15 protein-coding genes are annotated in these 15764 nt (G+C 74.8%); 9 read left to right on the forward strand and 6 right to left on the reverse strand.

What is annotated here, in order from left to right:
- The first annotated feature begins 17 nt into the window (after positions 1-17).
- Positions 18-317 (forward strand): type II toxin-antitoxin system VapB family antitoxin, encoded by a 300-nt coding sequence (locus G6553_RS06650; protein ID WP_166190334.1) that lies wholly within the window; start codon positions 18-20, stop codon positions 315-317.
- Positions 317-832: a LytR C-terminal domain-containing protein gene (locus tag G6553_RS06655; RefSeq protein ID WP_166190336.1), complete on the forward strand. Its 516-nt coding sequence runs from the start codon at positions 317-319 to the stop codon at positions 830-832. The genes G6553_RS06650 and G6553_RS06655 overlap by 1 nt, the downstream gene beginning before the upstream one ends.
- Positions 833-1002: 170 nt before the next feature.
- Here G6553_RS06655 and G6553_RS06660 read toward each other — a convergent pair whose 3' ends face one another.
- Both G6553_RS06660 and G6553_RS06665 read right to left on the reverse strand, forming a co-directional pair.
- On the reverse strand, positions 1003-2511 hold the full coding sequence (locus G6553_RS06660; protein WP_166190338.1) for a potassium/proton antiporter: 1509 nt from the start codon (positions 2509-2511) through the stop codon (positions 1003-1005).
- Between the two features lie 92 nt (positions 2512-2603).
- On the reverse strand, positions 2604-3635 hold the full coding sequence (locus G6553_RS06665) for a TlpA disulfide reductase family protein (protein ID WP_166190340.1): 1032 nt from the start codon (positions 3633-3635) through the stop codon (positions 2604-2606).
- 47 nt (positions 3636-3682) lie between these two features.
- Between G6553_RS06665 and G6553_RS06670 the strand changes: the two genes are divergently transcribed.
- From G6553_RS06670 to G6553_RS06685, 4 genes are all read left to right on the forward strand, one after another.
- Entirely contained in the window at positions 3683-5182 is a 1500-nt protein-coding gene (locus tag G6553_RS06670; RefSeq protein WP_166190342.1) for an FAD-binding protein, read from the forward strand.
- 91 nt (positions 5183-5273) lie between these two features.
- Positions 5274-6461, forward strand: a complete 1188-nt coding sequence (locus tag G6553_RS06675; protein ID WP_347565549.1) for a pyridoxal phosphate-dependent aminotransferase — start codon at positions 5274-5276, stop codon at positions 6459-6461.
- A gap of 42 nt (positions 6462-6503) precedes the next feature.
- The gene (locus G6553_RS06680) at positions 6504-6944 is read left to right on the forward strand and encodes a WXG100 family type VII secretion target (protein ID WP_166190344.1); all 441 of its coding nucleotides are present in this window, start codon (positions 6504-6506) and stop codon (positions 6942-6944) included.
- Complete coding sequence (locus G6553_RS06685; protein ID WP_166190346.1) at positions 6941-8347, forward strand: hypothetical protein; 1407 nt, start codon at positions 6941-6943, stop codon at positions 8345-8347. Before G6553_RS06680 ends, G6553_RS06685 begins: the two co-directional genes overlap by 4 nt.
- A 49-nt stretch (positions 8348-8396) precedes the next feature.
- On the opposite strand, the gene G6553_RS06690 is transcribed toward G6553_RS06685, so the two are convergent.
- Positions 8397-9833: a serine/threonine protein kinase gene (locus tag G6553_RS06690; protein WP_207619454.1), complete on the reverse strand. Its 1437-nt coding sequence runs from the start codon at positions 9831-9833 to the stop codon at positions 8397-8399.
- A gap of 102 nt (positions 9834-9935) precedes the next feature.
- On the opposite strand from G6553_RS06690, the gene G6553_RS06695 reads away from it, so the two are divergent.
- Genes G6553_RS06695 through G6553_RS06705 form a run of 3 tightly spaced genes read left to right on the forward strand, consistent with a single transcriptional unit; the run spans position 9936 to position 12713 of the window.
- Positions 9936-10385, forward strand: a complete 450-nt coding sequence (locus G6553_RS06695) for a hypothetical protein (RefSeq protein WP_166190347.1) — start codon at positions 9936-9938, stop codon at positions 10383-10385.
- 7 nt (positions 10386-10392) lie between these two features.
- Entirely contained in the window at positions 10393-11373 is a 981-nt protein-coding gene (locus G6553_RS06700; RefSeq protein WP_166190349.1) for a hypothetical protein, read from the forward strand.
- On the forward strand, positions 11370-12713 hold the full coding sequence (locus G6553_RS06705; RefSeq protein WP_166190351.1) for a hypothetical protein: 1344 nt from the start codon (positions 11370-11372) through the stop codon (positions 12711-12713). Before G6553_RS06700 ends, G6553_RS06705 begins: the two co-directional genes overlap by 4 nt.
- A gap of 208 nt (positions 12714-12921) precedes the next feature.
- On the opposite strand, the gene G6553_RS06710 is transcribed toward G6553_RS06705, so the two are convergent.
- The 3 genes from G6553_RS06710 to G6553_RS06720 all read right to left on the reverse strand — a co-directional run bounded on the left by G6553_RS06710 (position 12922) and on the right by G6553_RS06720 (position 15716).
- Positions 12922-13200 carry an HU family DNA-binding protein gene (locus G6553_RS06710; protein ID WP_166190353.1) on the reverse strand — a complete coding sequence of 93 codons (279 nt, stop codon included), beginning with the start codon at positions 13198-13200 and terminating at the stop codon, positions 12922-12924.
- Positions 13201-13396: 196 nt separating this feature from the next.
- Positions 13397-14827 (reverse strand): VWA domain-containing protein, encoded by a 1431-nt coding sequence (locus G6553_RS06715; protein WP_347565550.1) that lies wholly within the window; start codon positions 14825-14827, stop codon positions 13397-13399.
- A gap of 7 nt (positions 14828-14834) precedes the next feature.
- Complete coding sequence (locus tag G6553_RS06720) at positions 14835-15716, reverse strand: MoxR family ATPase (protein WP_166190354.1); 882 nt, start codon at positions 15714-15716, stop codon at positions 14835-14837.
- Positions 15717-15764 lie beyond the last annotated feature (48 nt).

Here is a 15764-nt window from a genome sequence, read left to right on the forward strand (position 1 = left end):
TCGCTAGGGTCGGGGGCGTGATCTTCAAGCGGGTCGGGGACGGACGGCCCTACCCCGACCACGGGCTGAGCCCCAAGGAGTGGTCGGCGCTGCCGCCACGGCAGGTGCGTCTCGACCAGCTGGTCACCACCAAGGACACCCTGCAGCTGGCCGCGCTGCTCGACGAGGACTCGACGTTCTACGGCGACCTGTTCGCCCACGTCGTGGCCTGGCGCGGTGAGCTGTACCTCGAGGACGGCCTGCACCGCGCCCTGCGCGCGGCGCTCCAGCAGCGCAGCGTCTTGCACGCGCGGGTGCACACGATGGACGCGGCCTGATGCCCGCGGGGCTCGACGACCGGCTGCGCAGCCTGGTCACGCTCGGCGTGCTCGCGCTGCTGCTCCTGCTGGGCGCCGCGTGGGGCTGGACGGCGGCGACCAAGCCGTTCCCCGGCGCGGTCGAGACCCCGGCCTGCGTCGACACCGAGCTCGGCAAGGGTGACCGGCTCTTCGCCGACCGGGTCGTCGTGAGCGTCCTGAACGCCAGCCGCCGCGAGGGCCTCGCCAGCCGGACCATGCAGCTCTTCGTCGACGCCGGCTTCGTCGCGGGCGAGACCGGCAACGCCCCGCGCGGCACCGAGGTCGCCTACGCGCAGGTCTGGTCCGACACCGCCCACGACCCCGCCGTGCGGCTCGTGCGCACCCGGCTCGGCCCCGACGCGGGCTTCGAGCGGCGCGACGGCGTCGGCCCCGGCGTGACCGTCGTCGTCGGTGACGACTTCGAGGACCTCGTCGACGGCAAGGAGTCGGTGAAGGTCAAGAAGGACTCGGTGGTCTGCGCACCGCCGGAGTGAGCCGGCCCCCGCGCCGGTCGAGCTGGGAGACCCGGGGCGCGCGCACAACCGTTCAATGGCGCGGAATTGTCGCGGTGGAAGCGGGTGCACCCCGACATTCCCGCGCAATTGCGCCGTTGTGTGCGCGGCCGGGTGCGCGCCGGGTGCGGGGCCGGAGGACGAGCGGAGGCTCAGCGCCCGGGAGCGCGGTGGTCGAGCCACTGGGCGAGCCGGCCGCCGAGGGAGACCGCGCGCAGCCGCTGCTCGGTCTGCTCGCGGATCTTGCGCGGGGTGACGACGAGGAGCTCGTCGCCGCGCCGCAGGACCGTCCGCGGCTCGGGCACGATCGTCTCGCCCTCGCGGATCACCATCGACACCGAGGCGCCCTTGGGCAGCCGCAGCTCGCCGACCTCGACGCCGTGCATCAGCGAGCGCGGGCTGATCGTGACCTGCAGCAGGTCCGCGGCGATCCGCTCGAGCGGGGCCGCCTCGAGGTCGAGGTCGCGGGGCTCGGAGCGGCGGGCCACGCGGAGGAGCCGGGCCACCAGCGGCAGCGTCGGGCCGGTCAGCAGGGTGTAGATGACGACCAGCACGAAGACGATGTCGAAGAGCTGCTCGGCTCCGTCGATGCCCTCGGCGAGCGGGATGGTCGTGAAGACGATGGGTACGGCGCCGCGCAGCCCGGCCCAGGAGATGAAGGCCATGTCGCGGACCGGCAACCGCTGCACGAGGCCGCACGCCGCGACCGAGAGCGGCCGGGCGACGAAGGTCAGGACCAGGCCGGAGGCGAACGCCAGACCGACGACGTCCCAGCCGATCCGGCCCGGGGACAGGAGCAGCCCGAGCATCACGAACAGGCCGATCTGCGCGATCCAGGCGATGCCCTCGGAGAACGACCGGGTGGCCGCCCGGTGGGGCAGCTCGGCGTTCCCGAGCACCAGCGCGGCGACGTACACCGCGGCGAAGCCGGAGGCGTGCACGGCCGCGCCGGTGCCGTAGGCGAGGACGGTCAGGCAGATGATCGCGATCGGGTAGAGGCCCGAGGAGGGCAGCGCCGCGCGCCGCATGACCCAGGCCCCGCCGAACCCCATGGCGAGGCCGATGGCGACGCCCGCGACCAGCTCGAAGACGATCAGCGCCGCCATGGCGAGCGGCCCGTCCTCCGCCGCGGCGCCGGAGGAGATGAGCACGACGAGCACGACGACGGGGGCGTCGTTCAGGCCGGACTCCGCCTCGAGCGCGCCGGTCAGCCGCCGGGGCAGCGGCACCGCCCGGAGGACCGAGAACACCGCCGCCGCGTCGGTCGCCGACGTGCAGGCGCCGAGCAGGACCGCCAGCTGCCAGTCCATCCCCAGCAGGTAGTGCGCGCCGCACGCGACGACCCCGACCGAGATCGCGACGCCGAGCGTCGACAGGGCGACGCCGAGCCGCATGGCGGGGCGGATCTCGTGCCAGTTCGTCGTCAGCCCGCCCTCGGCGAGGATCACGACGAGGGCGCCGAAGCCGAGCGCGTGCGCGAGCTCGGCGTCCTCGAAGTCGATCCCGAGGCCCGCCTCGCCGAGCAGCACGCCCATGAGCAGGTAGATCAGCAGGCTGGGCAGGCCGGCGCGGCTCGAGGCGCGCACCGCGAGGACGGCCAGGAAGGTGACGGCCGAGCCGACCAGCAGGAAGACGTCCAGCTGATGGGCGTCGAACGTCATGTCACCTCTGGCGCGGGGTCGGGGCGGCGGGCCCGCAGTCTATCGGCCCGCGGCCGTGCGCCCGCCCGTCTGCGTCGCCCGCCCCGGGGCGCTCAGGTGGTCGGGGTGTAGCCCGGCCGCCCGGAGGCGTCCCACTCCTCCCAGAAGGAGGTGAACTCCTCGCCGAGGAACGGGTCGCCGCCGGTCATCATGATCCCGCCCCGCCGGACGGTCCAGTCCCACGGCGCGAGCTCCTGCGCGGTCGCCAGGTGGGCGCGGGCGGCGTCGGTGCGGCCGGCGCGCTGGAGGTGGGCCGCGACGCGCCGGTGCGCCAACGCCCGTTGCTCGTCGTCGCTGCGCTCGGGCATCGGGGCGGACGCGCTCGCCGGCAGCTCGCCGTCGCGGACCCAGCGCCGCAGCGCCTCGTGGTGCTGCTCGCTGCTGATCTTGGTGAAGTCCACGAACTGGTCGTCGCCCGGCGCGATCGTCGGCGGCTTGACGATCCGGTCGTCCTCGTCGACCCAGACGACCGAGGGGACGTTGGTGATGCCGTAGCGCTCGGCGGTGACGTGGGCGGTGTCGACCGCGACGGGGTACGTCGGGGCGCCGGCCTCGATCCACGGCCGGGAGTCCTCGGGGTCGGCGTCGAGGGCGACGGAGAAGACCTTCAGCCCGGCGTCGGCCAGCTCGTCCTGCACCCGCTGCCACCCGGCGAGCTCGTGGCGGCAGCCGCACCAGGACGCCCAGGTGACGAGGACGCGCTTGTGGCCGGAGAGGTCCTCGAAGGACACCGGGTTCCCGTCGACGTCGGGGAGCACCAGGCTCGGGGCCCGGCCGTCGCCGAGGTCGCGGGCGTGCGCGGCCGCCGAGGGCGCGAGCGCCGCGACACCCTCCTCCTCGTCGAGCACGAGCAGCAGGTCGAGCGCCTCGGCCCAGGCGGCCAGCGAGACGCGGCCCGGGTCGTCGGGGTGGTCGTCGGGGTGGGCGACGGCCCGCCCGAGGAGCGGCACGCAGACCTCGTCGCGGCACAGGCCGACCGGCTTGAGGACCCACCCCGTCGCGGCGGCGAGCGCGTCGGCGGCGACGTACCCCTCGGTCAGGGGCAGGTCGTGCGGGACGCCGTCGGCGTCGATGAGGACCACCATGGGACGGAGGATCGCACGGAACTGGAACTTGTTCTAGATTTGTGTGCATGACTGCGAGCGACGCCGCCGGCAAGGGCACCGAGATCCCCGCGACCGTCCCTGCCTCGACGCTGCCGGCCGACACCCCGGCGTACGACGTCGTGGTCGTCGGCTTCGGCATCGCCGGCGGCTGCGCGGCCCTCGAGGCGGCACGGGCCGGCGCGCGCGTGCTGGTGCTCGAGCGGGCGGCCGTGCACGGCGGCACGTCAGCGATGTCCGGCGGCCACTTCTACCTGGGTGCCGGCACCGCGGTGCAGCGGGCGACCGGCCAGGAGGACAGCGTCGAGGAGATGTACAAGTACCTCGTCGCCACCTCCAAGGAGCCCGAGCACGACAAGATCCGCGCCTACTGCGAGGGGTCGGTCGAGCACTTCGACTGGCTCGAGGGGCTCGGCTTCGAGTTCGAGCGGTCCTTCTACCCCGAGAAGGCCGTGATCCAGCCCGGCACGCAGGGGCTGATGTACACCGGCAACGAGAAGGTGTGGCCCTACCGCGAGCAGGCCAAGCCGGCCCCGCGGGGCCACAAGGTGCCGGTGCCCGGCGACACCGAGGGCACCAAGATGGTCATGGACCGGCTGCAAGACCGGCTCGACGAGGCCGGCGTGCAGGTCCGCTACGAGACCGGCGTGACCAACCTGGTCGTCGACGACGCGGGTGCGGTCGTGGGCGTCGCGTGGCGCTCGTTCGAGGAGACCGGCCACGTGCTCGCCGACGGTGTGGTCGTGGCAGCCGGCGGGTTCGTGATGAACCCCGCGATGGTCGCCGAGCACACCCCGAAGCTCGCGGAGAAGCCGTTCGTGCTGGGGTCGACGTACGACGACGGGCTCGGCATCCGGCTCGGTGTCTCGGTCGGCGCGGAGCTCAAGCACATGGACGAGCCGTTCATCACCGCGCCGTTCTACCCGCCGTCGACGCTGCTCACGGGCATCGTCGTCAACCGCGAGGGCCGGCGGTTCGTGGCCGAGGACTCCTACCACTCGCGCACCTCGCAGTTCGCCACCGAGCAGCCCGGCTCCGCGGCGTACCTCGTCGTCGACAGCGAGCACGTCGAGTACGCGAAGTACCCCCTCGTCCCGCTCGTCGACGGCTACGAGACCGTCGCCGAGCTCGAGGAGGCGCTCGAGCTGCCGGCGGGGTCCGTGCAGGCGACGCTCGACCGCTACAACGACCACGCCGACCGCGGGGAGGACCCGGACTTCCACAAGCACCCGGACTGGCTGGCCTCGCAGCGGGTGGGTCCGTGGGCGGTCTTCGACCTCACGCTGGGCAAGGCGATGTACGCCGGCTTCACCCTCGGCGGCATGCGCACCTCGGTCGACGGCGAGGTGCAGCGGCCCGACGGCTCGGTCGTCCCCGGCCTGTACGCCGCCGGCGCCTGCGCCTCCAACATCGCCCAGGACGGCAAGGGCTACTGCTCCGGCACCCAGCTCGGCGAGGGGTCGTTCTTCGGCCGCCGCGCCGGCCTCGCGGCTGCGCGCACCCGCGTCACCACCGCCCCCGCTGGTTGACGCCCCTCGCACGCCGGCCGGCTGGTCGAGGAAGGCGCGCAGCGCCTGTCTCGAGATCCGGTGAGATCGCAGACCACCTAAGGTCGGCGGCGTGACCCTCGACCGCCTCGCCGTCGCCAGCCGCGCCAACGTGCCGCCGTTCCACGTGATGGACCTGCTGGCGGCGTCGGCGGAGCGGCAGCGCAGCCACGGCGACATGCTCAACCTGCTGGCCGGACAGCCCAGCACGGGCGCGCCGGCGCCGGTGGCGGCGGAGGCGGTGCGGCTGCTGCAGTCCGGCGACCCGCTCGGCTACACCCCGGCGGCGGGCATCCACGAGCTGCGCGAGGCGATCGCCGGGCACCACCGGCGAGCGCACGGGATCGAGGTCGACCCGGCCGACGTGGTGGTGACGACAGGGAGCAGCGGCGGGTTCCTGCTGGCGTTCCTGGCGGCGTTCGAGGTGGGCGACAAGGTGGCGATGGCGCGGCCGGGATACCCCTGCTACCGCAACGTGCTCGCCGCGCTCGGGTGCGAGGTGGTCGAGATCGCGACCGGTCCGGCGACCCGCTTCCAGCCGAGCGTCGAGCAGGTCGCGGCGCTGCACGCCGAGGTCGGCCTGAAGGGCCTCGTGGTGGCGAGCCCGGCCAACCCCACCGGCACGATGCTCCTGCCCGAGGAGCTCGCCGCGCTCGCGCGCTGGTGCGAGGCGGGAGGCGTGCAGCTGATCTCCGACGAGATCTACCACGGCATCGAGTACGCCCCGCTCGACGGCGCACCGTCGCTCGCGCGGAGCGTGTGGGAGACCTCCCGTGAGGCGGTCGTGTTCTCGTCGTTCTCCAAGTACTTCTCGATGACCGGCTGGCGGATCGGCTGGATGCTGGTCCCGCAGCGGCTGCGGCGGGCGGTCGACGTGCTGACCGGCAACTTCACGATCTGCCCGCCGGTGATCGCGCAGCGCGCGTGCCTCGCGGCGTTCGACGACGCGTCGTACGCCGAGCTCGACGGCCACGTCGCGCGGTACGCCGCCAACCGCCGCGTCCTCCTCGACGGCCTCGCCGACCTCGGCATCACCCGACTCGCGCCGGCCGACGGCGCGTTCTACGTCTACGCCGACGTCGCGCACCTGACCGACGACTCGATGGCCTTCGCGCACGACCTGCTGCAGCGCGTGGGCGTCGCGGTCGCGCCGGGGATCGACTTCGACACCGCAGAGGGCAGCAGCTTCGTGCGGATGTCCTTCGCGGGCCAGCAGTCGGAGATCGAGCAGGCGCTCGCGCGGTTGTCCACAGCTCTCTGATCCGGGCGTTACCGCCCGACCCCGCTCGGGCAGACCTGCCGCATGGACGGAGCAGGGGACGGAGCAGGCAGGTACGGCGACCCGGGCGCCATCCGCGCTCTCGCGGCGCGGCTGCACGAGCAGGCCGCGGAGGTCCGGTCCGAGGCCGAGCGGCTCCGCGGGCTCGCCGACGCGGTCCCGTGGACCGGCCGGGCCGCCGACGCGATGCGCGAACGGGCGCGCGCCGGGGCGGCGGGTCTGCGACGTACCGCCGACCTCCACGAGGACGCCGCCGAGGCCCTCGACCGGCACGCCGCCGAGGTGGAGCGGCGGCAGGCGCAGGTCGCCGCCGTCGAGCGTCGGTTCCACGCGCTGGTCGACGAGGCCCGCGACGCGGTCGGTGACCTGCTCGGCGGGTTGCTGGACCGGTTCGTGCCGCCGCCGAGCGGCCACCGCGACTGGCTGTCGGTCGACCTGCCGCGCCTGCCGGACCTGCCGCGATGACCGGCGAGGTGGTCGTCACCGAGGTGGTCGGTGGTTCGCACGGCCTGGCGGCGGCGTACGTCGCGGTCCGGGCGCTCGCGGACACCTACGACCGGGCGGGCGACGTGATGCGCGGGTGGTCCGGCGTCGGGCGGCGGGTCCTGCTCGACGCGGACCTGCTCGAGTCGGCTCCGCTGGCGCCGCTGACCTTCGCCGAGGCGGAGGCCGCCGTGCTGGCCGCGGCCACGGGCCGCGACGGCGCGCTGGTCGCGAGCACGTGGTGGGAGGCCGACGCGGTCGCCGTCCGCGCCGCGGTGGCCGGCCTGGAGGGTGCGGACGCGTTGGCCCGCGGGTCGTTCGAGGTCATCGACCACGCGGTCGGGCGGGCGGTCGGCACGCTGCTGCCGGCGGCGGTCCTCGTCGCCCTCCCGCTGCTGCCGGCGCTGGTCGCGGGCGGGCCGCTGCTCGCGCCGGCGCTGGACGAGCTGCTCACCGAGGCCGTCGCCGAGCACCCGGACCTGGTGCAGCACCTCGTCAACGGTGGCGGCGGCCTGCTCGACGGGCTGCTGCTGAGCGGTCTGCTGCGCGGCCCGTGGCGGCGCCGCGACCTGGAGGACGCGGCGGCGGTGCTCGCGGCGACGTACGGCGATCCCGGACGCGGCCGCGCCGAACGCCTCGGCCCGACCGAGGCGGCCCGCCACCCGGACGGTCTCGCCGACCTCGTCGGTGGCCTCGACCGGGCGCACCGGATGGGGTCGGACGGCGGGATCGAGGTGCGCACGGCCACCGCACCCGACGGCTCGGTGCGGCACGTCGTGCACCTGCCCGGCACCGACGACATGGCGACGCTGCCGTGGACGCGGGACGAGGACGCCCGCGACCTCGCCACGAACCTGCTGCTCCTCGCCGGCCTGGACAACCCCTACCAGCAGGGCGTCGTGGACGCGATGACGCAGGCCGGGGTCGGGCCGGACGAGCCGGTGCTGCTCGTCGGGCACTCCCAGGGCGGGATGGTCGCGGCGGCGCTGCTCGCGGCGGGCGGCCCGTTCCACGTCACCGACGTGGTGACCGCCGGGTCACCGACAGCCCACGTCGACGGCTTCCCGCCCGACACGCACGTGCTGTCCCTCGAGCACCGCGGCGACCTCGTCCCGCTGCTCGACGGCGAGGACAACCGCGACCGCCCGGAGCAGACGACCGTGCGCTTCGAGGGCACGCCCGCCTCGGGCGTGGCCGAGGCGCACGGGATCGACCGCTACGCCGCGGCCGCCGTCGCGCTCGATGCCGCCCGGGCCGACGGCACCGCCCACCCGTCGGTGGTCGACGCGCTGCGCCGCCTCGAGGAGCAGGGGTACGTCGCCGGGCCGGCCGCGCCAGCAGGCACGACCGTCACGACCCAGCTCTTCGTGGTGACGCGGGACTGAAGCGTGGCTGGCGCCGGACCGGCCGCGGCCAGGGGTCAGGTGGGCCGGGTCAGGGGGTCAGCGCGTCGACCAGCCCGTCCAGCGGGGAGCGCTCGGGCACGTGGTTCGGCAGGCCGGCGACGAGCCGGCGGTCGACGTACCCGTTGCGCACGCGCTGGGGGTGGTAGCCGACCTTCGCGGTGCGGACGATGCGGCCGGTCTCGTAGGAGATCTTCGAGATCGTGTCCGAGCCGCTCCAGGAGATGTAGCAGTGCTCGCCGTTCCAGCTCGGCGTGACCCAGTAGGGCTTGAGCCCGCCCTTGAGCAGCCTGCCGGTCTTGAACGTCTTCGCGTCGACCACGGTCGCGTAGTCGGACATGGTGCCGGCGACGCAGATCTTGGTGCCCCGGTGGTTCATCGCGATGCCGTGGTGGGCGGAGTCGAGCAGGTAGAGCTCACGGGGCGTGCTCGGGATGAGGTTCGGCAGCCGCTTGACGCGGGTGATCTTCCCGCTGCGGCGGTCGAGCTCGACGAAGCCGTGGAAGAAGGAGAGCTGGAAGTACATCTTCTCCTCGTCCGGGCTCAGCGTGATCGGGCGGACCGCCGTGCTGACCCGGGTCATCCCCCGCTCGTCGAGCGCCTTGCGCAGGTCGTAGCGGCGGACGACCTTGTTGGTCCGCGCGTCCACGACCTGCAGCACGCGGTCGTCCTTGAGCGGGTCGAGTGCCGGGTCGTCGAGCGGCGTGTAGACCAGCCCGATGCTGGCGTGCAGGATCCGCCTGCCGTCGTCGATGTAGGTGCTCTCGTGCGGGGAGCCGCCCGAGGGGAACTGGCCGAGGTCCTTGCCGTCCCTCATCCGGATGACGTGGACGACGTTGCCGGTCGAGGCGCTCACCACGACCCGCTTCCCGTCGGGCGAGACCGCCATGTGGTCGGAGCGGACGCCGGCGACCGGGAACCGCCAGGCGATCTCCTGGGTCTTCAGGTCGATGGCGACGACGTCGGCGAAGGAGGGCCGGGACACGACCAGCAGGCGGCCGTCGTTGGAGGAGTACATGTCGTCGACGAACTGGTCGTGGCCCTCGCCGATGAGCGCGCGGATGGCGAGGAAGTACGCCAGGCGGTACGGGTTGAGCGCGATCTCCTGCATCCGCTCGGCGCGGTCCGGGATGATGTTGATCCGTCCCAGGCGCTTGAACGACCCCGGCGTGACGATGCTCGCCGTGCCGTCCCAGTTGTTGCCGACGAACACCGCCCGGCGGACCCCGGCCGGCTTCAGCGCCGCGTGCTGGGCCGACGTCGGCAACGCGCGCAGGGCGGCACGGGTGGCCGCGTCCGCGTCCGCTCCGGTGTCCGCTCCGGGGTCCGCTGTGCTGTCCGCTGCGGAGCTGCCGGCGGGTCGGTCGGGGCCGGCGCCGGCCGGAGCGCTGAGCGCGCCAGTGAGGCCGAGCGCGAGGGTGAGGGCGAGCAGCGCGGGCGCGACGCGCGGGAGCAGGCGGCGGTGCATGGTCTGATCCTGCCCGGTCCCGGCGTTTCGGGACAGGACCGTCCGGGAATGCGACCGGCAGCCGAGGCCCGGCCTCCTCGAGCGGCCCGGCGAGGAGGACCGATGTACGGCGACACCGACGTCATGCGCCGACGGGTGGACCAGCTGCGTGAGCAGGCCACCGACCTGCGGCAGCTGGCCGACCAGCTGGTCGCCCGCACCGCGGGCACCGGGTGGACCGGACGGGCGGCCGAGTCGCTGTCCGACCGGGTCCGCGAGCGCGCCGCCCGGCTGCGCGAGGCCGCGGCCGGCCACGACCGGGCCGCGGACTCCCTCCAGGCGCACCTCCAGGAGGTCGACCGGGTCAAGGACGCCATCGCCCAGCGCGAGCGGAAGGCGCTCGGTCTCGTGACGGACGCCCGTGCGCGCGTCGCGCGTGTGGAGTCCCAGGCGGCGGCCGACCCGGCCGGCGTCACCCGGACCGCCGACCCCGGCGACCGGCGGCTCGCCGCCTTCGACCCTCCCCCGCCCGGCCACCGTGACTGGCTCGGCGTCCACCTCCCCGGACTGTGAGGCACTCGTGACCCTCGTCGACCTCAGCGCCCCGCCGCCGACGCCCGAGCCGACCGCCGGGTTGCTCGACGCGCTCCCCCGGCGGGTCGCGCTCACCCTGCCCGAGCTCCGGTGCGCGGCCGCGCACGCCGGTGACGCGCCGCTGCCCTTCGAGGTCCGCGAGCCCAGCGACGGCCCCGGTGCCGGCGCGGCAGCCCACCAGGGCGGCCTCGAGTCGCGCCTCGGCCGCTCGCGCGGGTCGGCCGACGACGAGGCGTGGGCGACGGTGATGGGCGCGCTGCACGAGCCGATCGGCTCGCTCGACCGCCGCGGGCTGCTGGTCGACGGCGCGCTGGACGAGGGGCTCGCCGGCGCCGTCGGCCTGCTGGCCGTCCCGGACGTCGCGCTGGACCTCGACGTGGCCGTGCAGACCGCGGGCGGCCCGCTGCGCGCCCGCGCCTGGCACCGACAGGCCGGCGGCGCCGTCGCCACGCTGTCGACGCTCGACGGGGTGGTCTTCGAGCTGGCGTGGTTCGCCGCCGAGCACTGGCCCACCGAGCTCGCCCGGGTCCCCGTGCTGCCCGAGGAGCACGGTGCGGGGCGCACGACCGTGCCGGCGCACGTCGACCTCCCCTACGAGCTCGCGGACGCCGCCGCCGAGGCCGTGCGGTCCTCGCGACCCGACCTGCTCGCGGTGCTCGCCGACCAGCAGGCCGCGACCGTGCGCGGCGCCGAGGGCACGACGTACGACGCGGTGGAGGTGCTGGACCTGCTCACCGGCCTCAGCGGGGAGGCGCAGGGCCGGCTGCGGGCGATGGTCGCCGACACCTCCGGCGGGACGACCGACGTCGTCGGCGTCGTGTCGTGGGTGCTGCTCGGGGACGGGTGGCACGCACTGCGGCCCTACCGGGACCGGACCAGCGGCGAGGCGCGGGTGGAGGTACGCCGCGTGGAGCCGGCCGACCTCGGCCCGCTGCTCGCGCCGGTGCTGGCGGAGGTGACCCGGTGAACGACGCGACGCCGCCGGCCGGCGCCCCCGAGGAGGAGCCGACCGTGCCGCGGGACGCGGTGGAGGCGGCGGACCTGGCCGACAAGTACGACCAAATGACGCGGCTGGCCGCCCTGTTCGAGGCCGCCGGCGAGGAGGCGCGTGCGCGCGCGTCGCTAGGGACCGAGGTGCTCGGCGACCCGGCCGTCGCGGACTCCGCGGAGGTGGCGCAGGGGACCTGGTCGGAGGTCGAGCGCGACGTGCTCGCCGCGACCGGCGACAAGCACGGGCTGCTGGCCCGCTCCGCCGAGCTCGACGCCGACGCGGTGGTCGTGCGGGCCACGGTGGCGACCTATCGCTGGATCGACGAGCTGGCCGAGGAGGCCTCGCGCACGATGGGCGCGATCGCCGGCCGCGCGATCGGCTACCTCGCGCCGGAGGTCGCCCTCGGCGGGCCGGTGGTGAGCGCCGGCCTGATCGAGACCGACGCGCTCGACCGCGACGGCGTGGCGGCGTACCTCTCCGAGCTGGCGCAGGAGCACCCCGAGCTGCTCGAGCACGTCTCCGGGCGCGGCGGACTGCTCGACGGGCTGTCGATGCGGTCGCTGCTGACCGTCGGCCTGCTCGCCGGGGAGACCGGCCGGGCGGCCGCGCGCGGGGGGCTGCGCGCGCTCGGGGTCGACGAGCTCCGCACCGACCTCGGCGCCGCGCTCCGCGACGTCGCCGGCGGCGTGGTGGCCGACCCGGCCGACGCCCCTGTTGCAGAGGGCCCCGTCGTCGGGGGCGCCCCGCGCGGGCTCGCGGGGCTGATGACCGCGCTCGAGGGCGTCGCGGCGTCCGTCGCCGTCGAGCGGGTCGCCGAGAGCCGCTACATCGCCTACCTGCCCGGTCCGGGCGGCGGCGGGCGGCGCCTGCGGCTCGTCAGCGGTGACCCCACGCCGTACGCCGTCCAGGTGGTGCGCGCGGTCGAGGTCGCCGTCGCCGAGGACCCGGCCGCGCGGGTGATGCTCGTCGGCTCCGCGCAGGGCGGGGTGACCGCGGCCGAGGTCGCCGCTGCCGCGCCGTCGTTCACCGTCGAGCAGGTCGTGACGGCCGGCGCCCCGGCCGCCCAGACCACGCGGGTGCCCGAGCCGACGCGGGTGCTGGCGCTCGAGGACCGCGCCGACCCCGTCGCGTTGCTCGGCTCGCTGCTCAACCTCGAGACGCCGAACCGGCTGACCGTCGTCTTCGACGCGGCCGCGGTCGACGGCTCCGCCGGGAGCACGTACGTCGCCGGCGGCCGTGCCGCCGACGCGGCCGAGCACCCCGCGCTCCGCGCCGAGCTCGACCGGCTCGCCTCGCTGGGCTACCTCGCCGGCTGACGTTCCCGGGTCGGCCGGGTCGTGAGGTTCATCGGCGCCCCGATGAACCTGCCGGTCCCCCGACGGAACTTCATCGAGGAACCGCGAGATTTATCGGCCACCCGATGAACCTCACGGCTGCCGCCCGCGGACACCGGCCCCCAGGAACGGCGAAGGGCCGGACCCGGTGAGGGGTCCGGCCCTTCGGCCGTGGTGCGGAGGCGGCGTCTCAGCTGCCGGAGACCGCCGACTTGAAGGCGGAGGCGGCCTTGAAGGCCGGCGCCGTGGTGGCGGCGATCTCGATGGTCTCGCCGGTCTGCGGGTTGCGGCCCTGGCGCGCCGAGCGCTCGCGCGACTCGAAGGTGCCGAAGCCGGAGATGCTGACCTTGTCGCCGGCCGCGACGGCCTTGACGATGCTGTCGATGACGGCGTCGAGGGCACCCTCGGCGTCCTTGTTGCTCAGGCCGGTCTGCTCGGCGACGGCGTCGCGCAGCTGTCCCTTGTTCATGTGATGCTCCTGTTCGTCAGGTCTGCGGGGGTCGTGCCGTGCCGGCCCGGCGAAGGGCCCGGCGGCACGCCCGGCGGCCTGCGCGTGGTGCCGCAGGCGCGTCCGGCGTTCCGCAGGCTAGCCGCACCACGGCGCTCGCGCGCATCCGCGGGCCCCGGAAAGCCGGGCGTGTCGCGCTCCGGGCCCCGCCCGGACGTCACAGGATGTCGTGCACGAACTCCCCGAGCTGGGTCAGGTTGCGGCACTCGACCATCGGCACGACCGCCCCGTAGCGCGACGCCGCCGAGTCGCCGTTGTCCCAGTGACGACGGTGCTCGGGGTTGAGCCACCACGCGTGCCGGATGCCGCCGACGAGCTCGGCGAGGGTGTCGAGGGCGAGGTCGGAGTAGTTCGACCGCGCGTCGCCGAGGACCAGCAGCGAGGACTTCGGCCCGAGGGCGTCGGCGTGGTTCTCGGCCAGCTTGGTGATCGCGCGGCCGTAGTTCGTCCGCCCCCACAGCGCCGCGTGGGAGGTGCTCGCCGCGAGATCGGTCATCACGTCGACGACGTCGCCGCCGGGCTTGAAGTGGTGGGTCACCTCGTGGACGTGGTCGATGAACGTGAACGCCCGGACCTTCTGGAAGTGGTCGCGCAGCGCGAAGACCAGCAGCAGGGTGAACTGCGCGAAGTTCGCCACCGACCCGCTGACGTCGCAGAGCACCACGAGCTCGGTGCGGTGCGGCCGCTTCGGCTTGTGGTGGGTCGTGAGGGGGACGCCGCCGGTGGAGACGGAGGCGCGGACGGTACGCCGGAAGTCCAGCGGGCCGCGGCGCTGCGCGTGGTGCTCCTTGGTCAGCCGGGTCGCCAGGCGCCGCGCGAGCGGGTAGATCTCGCGGCGCATCTCCTCCAGGTCCGAGCGGCGCGCGGAGAGGAAGTCGAGCCGGTCGATGCTGGGCCGCAGGGCGACGTTCGCGACGTGCTCGGGTCCCTTCTCCTCGGCGATGCGCCGGCGGGCGTCGTCCTCGACGCGGCGGGTGAAGGCGTCGACGCGCCGCCCGGCGGTGCGCCCGGCCTCCTCGTCGGTGCGGCCCTCGGCGAGGAGGCCGGCGACGAGCTGGTCGACCAGCTCGCCGGGCGAGACCCGTTGGAGGGCGGTGTACGCCGACCAGCTGGACAACCCGGGGCCGCGGCCCGGCATGGCGCCGAACGTCGCGACCATCTCCGCCGCGAGGTCGGCCAACGCCTGCTGGTCGTCGGCGGCGAGCGCCTCGGCCAGCCGCTCGCGGAAGTCCCGCAGCGCGTCCGCGCCGTCGCGGACCGAGAACTCCTGGCCCGCGGCGTCGGGCCCGTCGGCCGCCGCGCCGGCACCGGTCCCTGCGGCACCGGCCCCCGAGCCGACCATCCGCGGGAACCAGAGGTCGAACAGCGCGTCGAAGGTGGGTCGCTGCGACTGCTTCTTGACCAGCGTGGCGGCGTACGCCGCCTGGACCGTCTGCCGGCTCCCCCACTGCACCGCCGAGAGTGCGGCGACGGCGTCGAGGTCCTCGGCGAGCGAGACCGCCAGCCCCGCAGCGCGCAGCGCCTCGAGGAACGCGATGTGCCGGTCGAGCAGGCCGCTGCTGCTCGGGCCGCCGCTCGGGCCGCTCACCGGGCGCTCATCGGCGCAGCCGCAGCTCGCGGACGGCGCGGTCGTGGTCGGACGCGTGCTTGAGGACGACGCCGAGGGTGTCGGCGATCGCCTTGTCGTCGAGGTCGCGGATCTCGAGCGCGATGAGCGTGCGCGCCCAGTCGACGGACTCCGCGATGGACGGCGCCTTCTTCAGCTCCAGCTCCCGCAACCGGGCCACCGTCGTGACCAGCTGGCCCGCGACGCGCTCCTCGAGGTCGGGCACCTGGCTGGAGACGATCTCGCGCTCCCGCTCCGCGTCCGGGTAGTCCAGGTGCAGGTAGAGGCAGCGGCGCTTGACCGCCTCCGAGAGCTCGCGGGTGGCGTTGGAGGTCAGCACGACGAACGGGCGGCGTACCGCCGTGACCGTGCCGAGCTCCGGGATCGTGACCTGGAAGTCCGAGAGCACCTCGAGCAGCAGGCCCTCGACCTCGACGTCGGTCTTGTCGACCTCGTCGATGAGCAGGACCGTCGGCTCCTCGCGGCGGATCGCCGTCAGCAGCGGCCGGGTCAGCAGGAACTCGTCGGTGAAGATGTCGTCGTGGGTCTCGTCCCAGGTGGCGGCATCGCCCGTCGCCTGCGTGGCCTGGATGCGCAGCAGCTGCTTCTTGTAGTTCCACTCGTAGAGCGCGCGGGCCTCGTCGAGCCCCTCGTAGCACTGCAGTCGGACCAGCTCGGCGCCGCTCGCGCGGGCGACGGCCTTCGCCAGCTCGGTCTTGCCGACACCCGCCGGCCCCTCCACGAGGAGCGGCTTCTCCAGGGCGCCGGCGAGGTACGCCGTCGTGGCGGTCGCCGGGTCGGCGAGGTAGCCGGTCGCCGCCAACCGCCCGGTCGCGTCGTCGGGCGAGGAGAACCAGTCGGCCGTCGTCATGCCGGCCATCCTCGCCCATCGCCCCCGGCGCGGCCCGGTCCAGAGATC

The sequence above is a fragment of the Nocardioides sp. IC4_145 genome, assembly GCF_011250565.1.
Lineage (GTDB): Bacteria > Actinomycetota > Actinomycetes > Propionibacteriales > Nocardioidaceae > Nocardioides.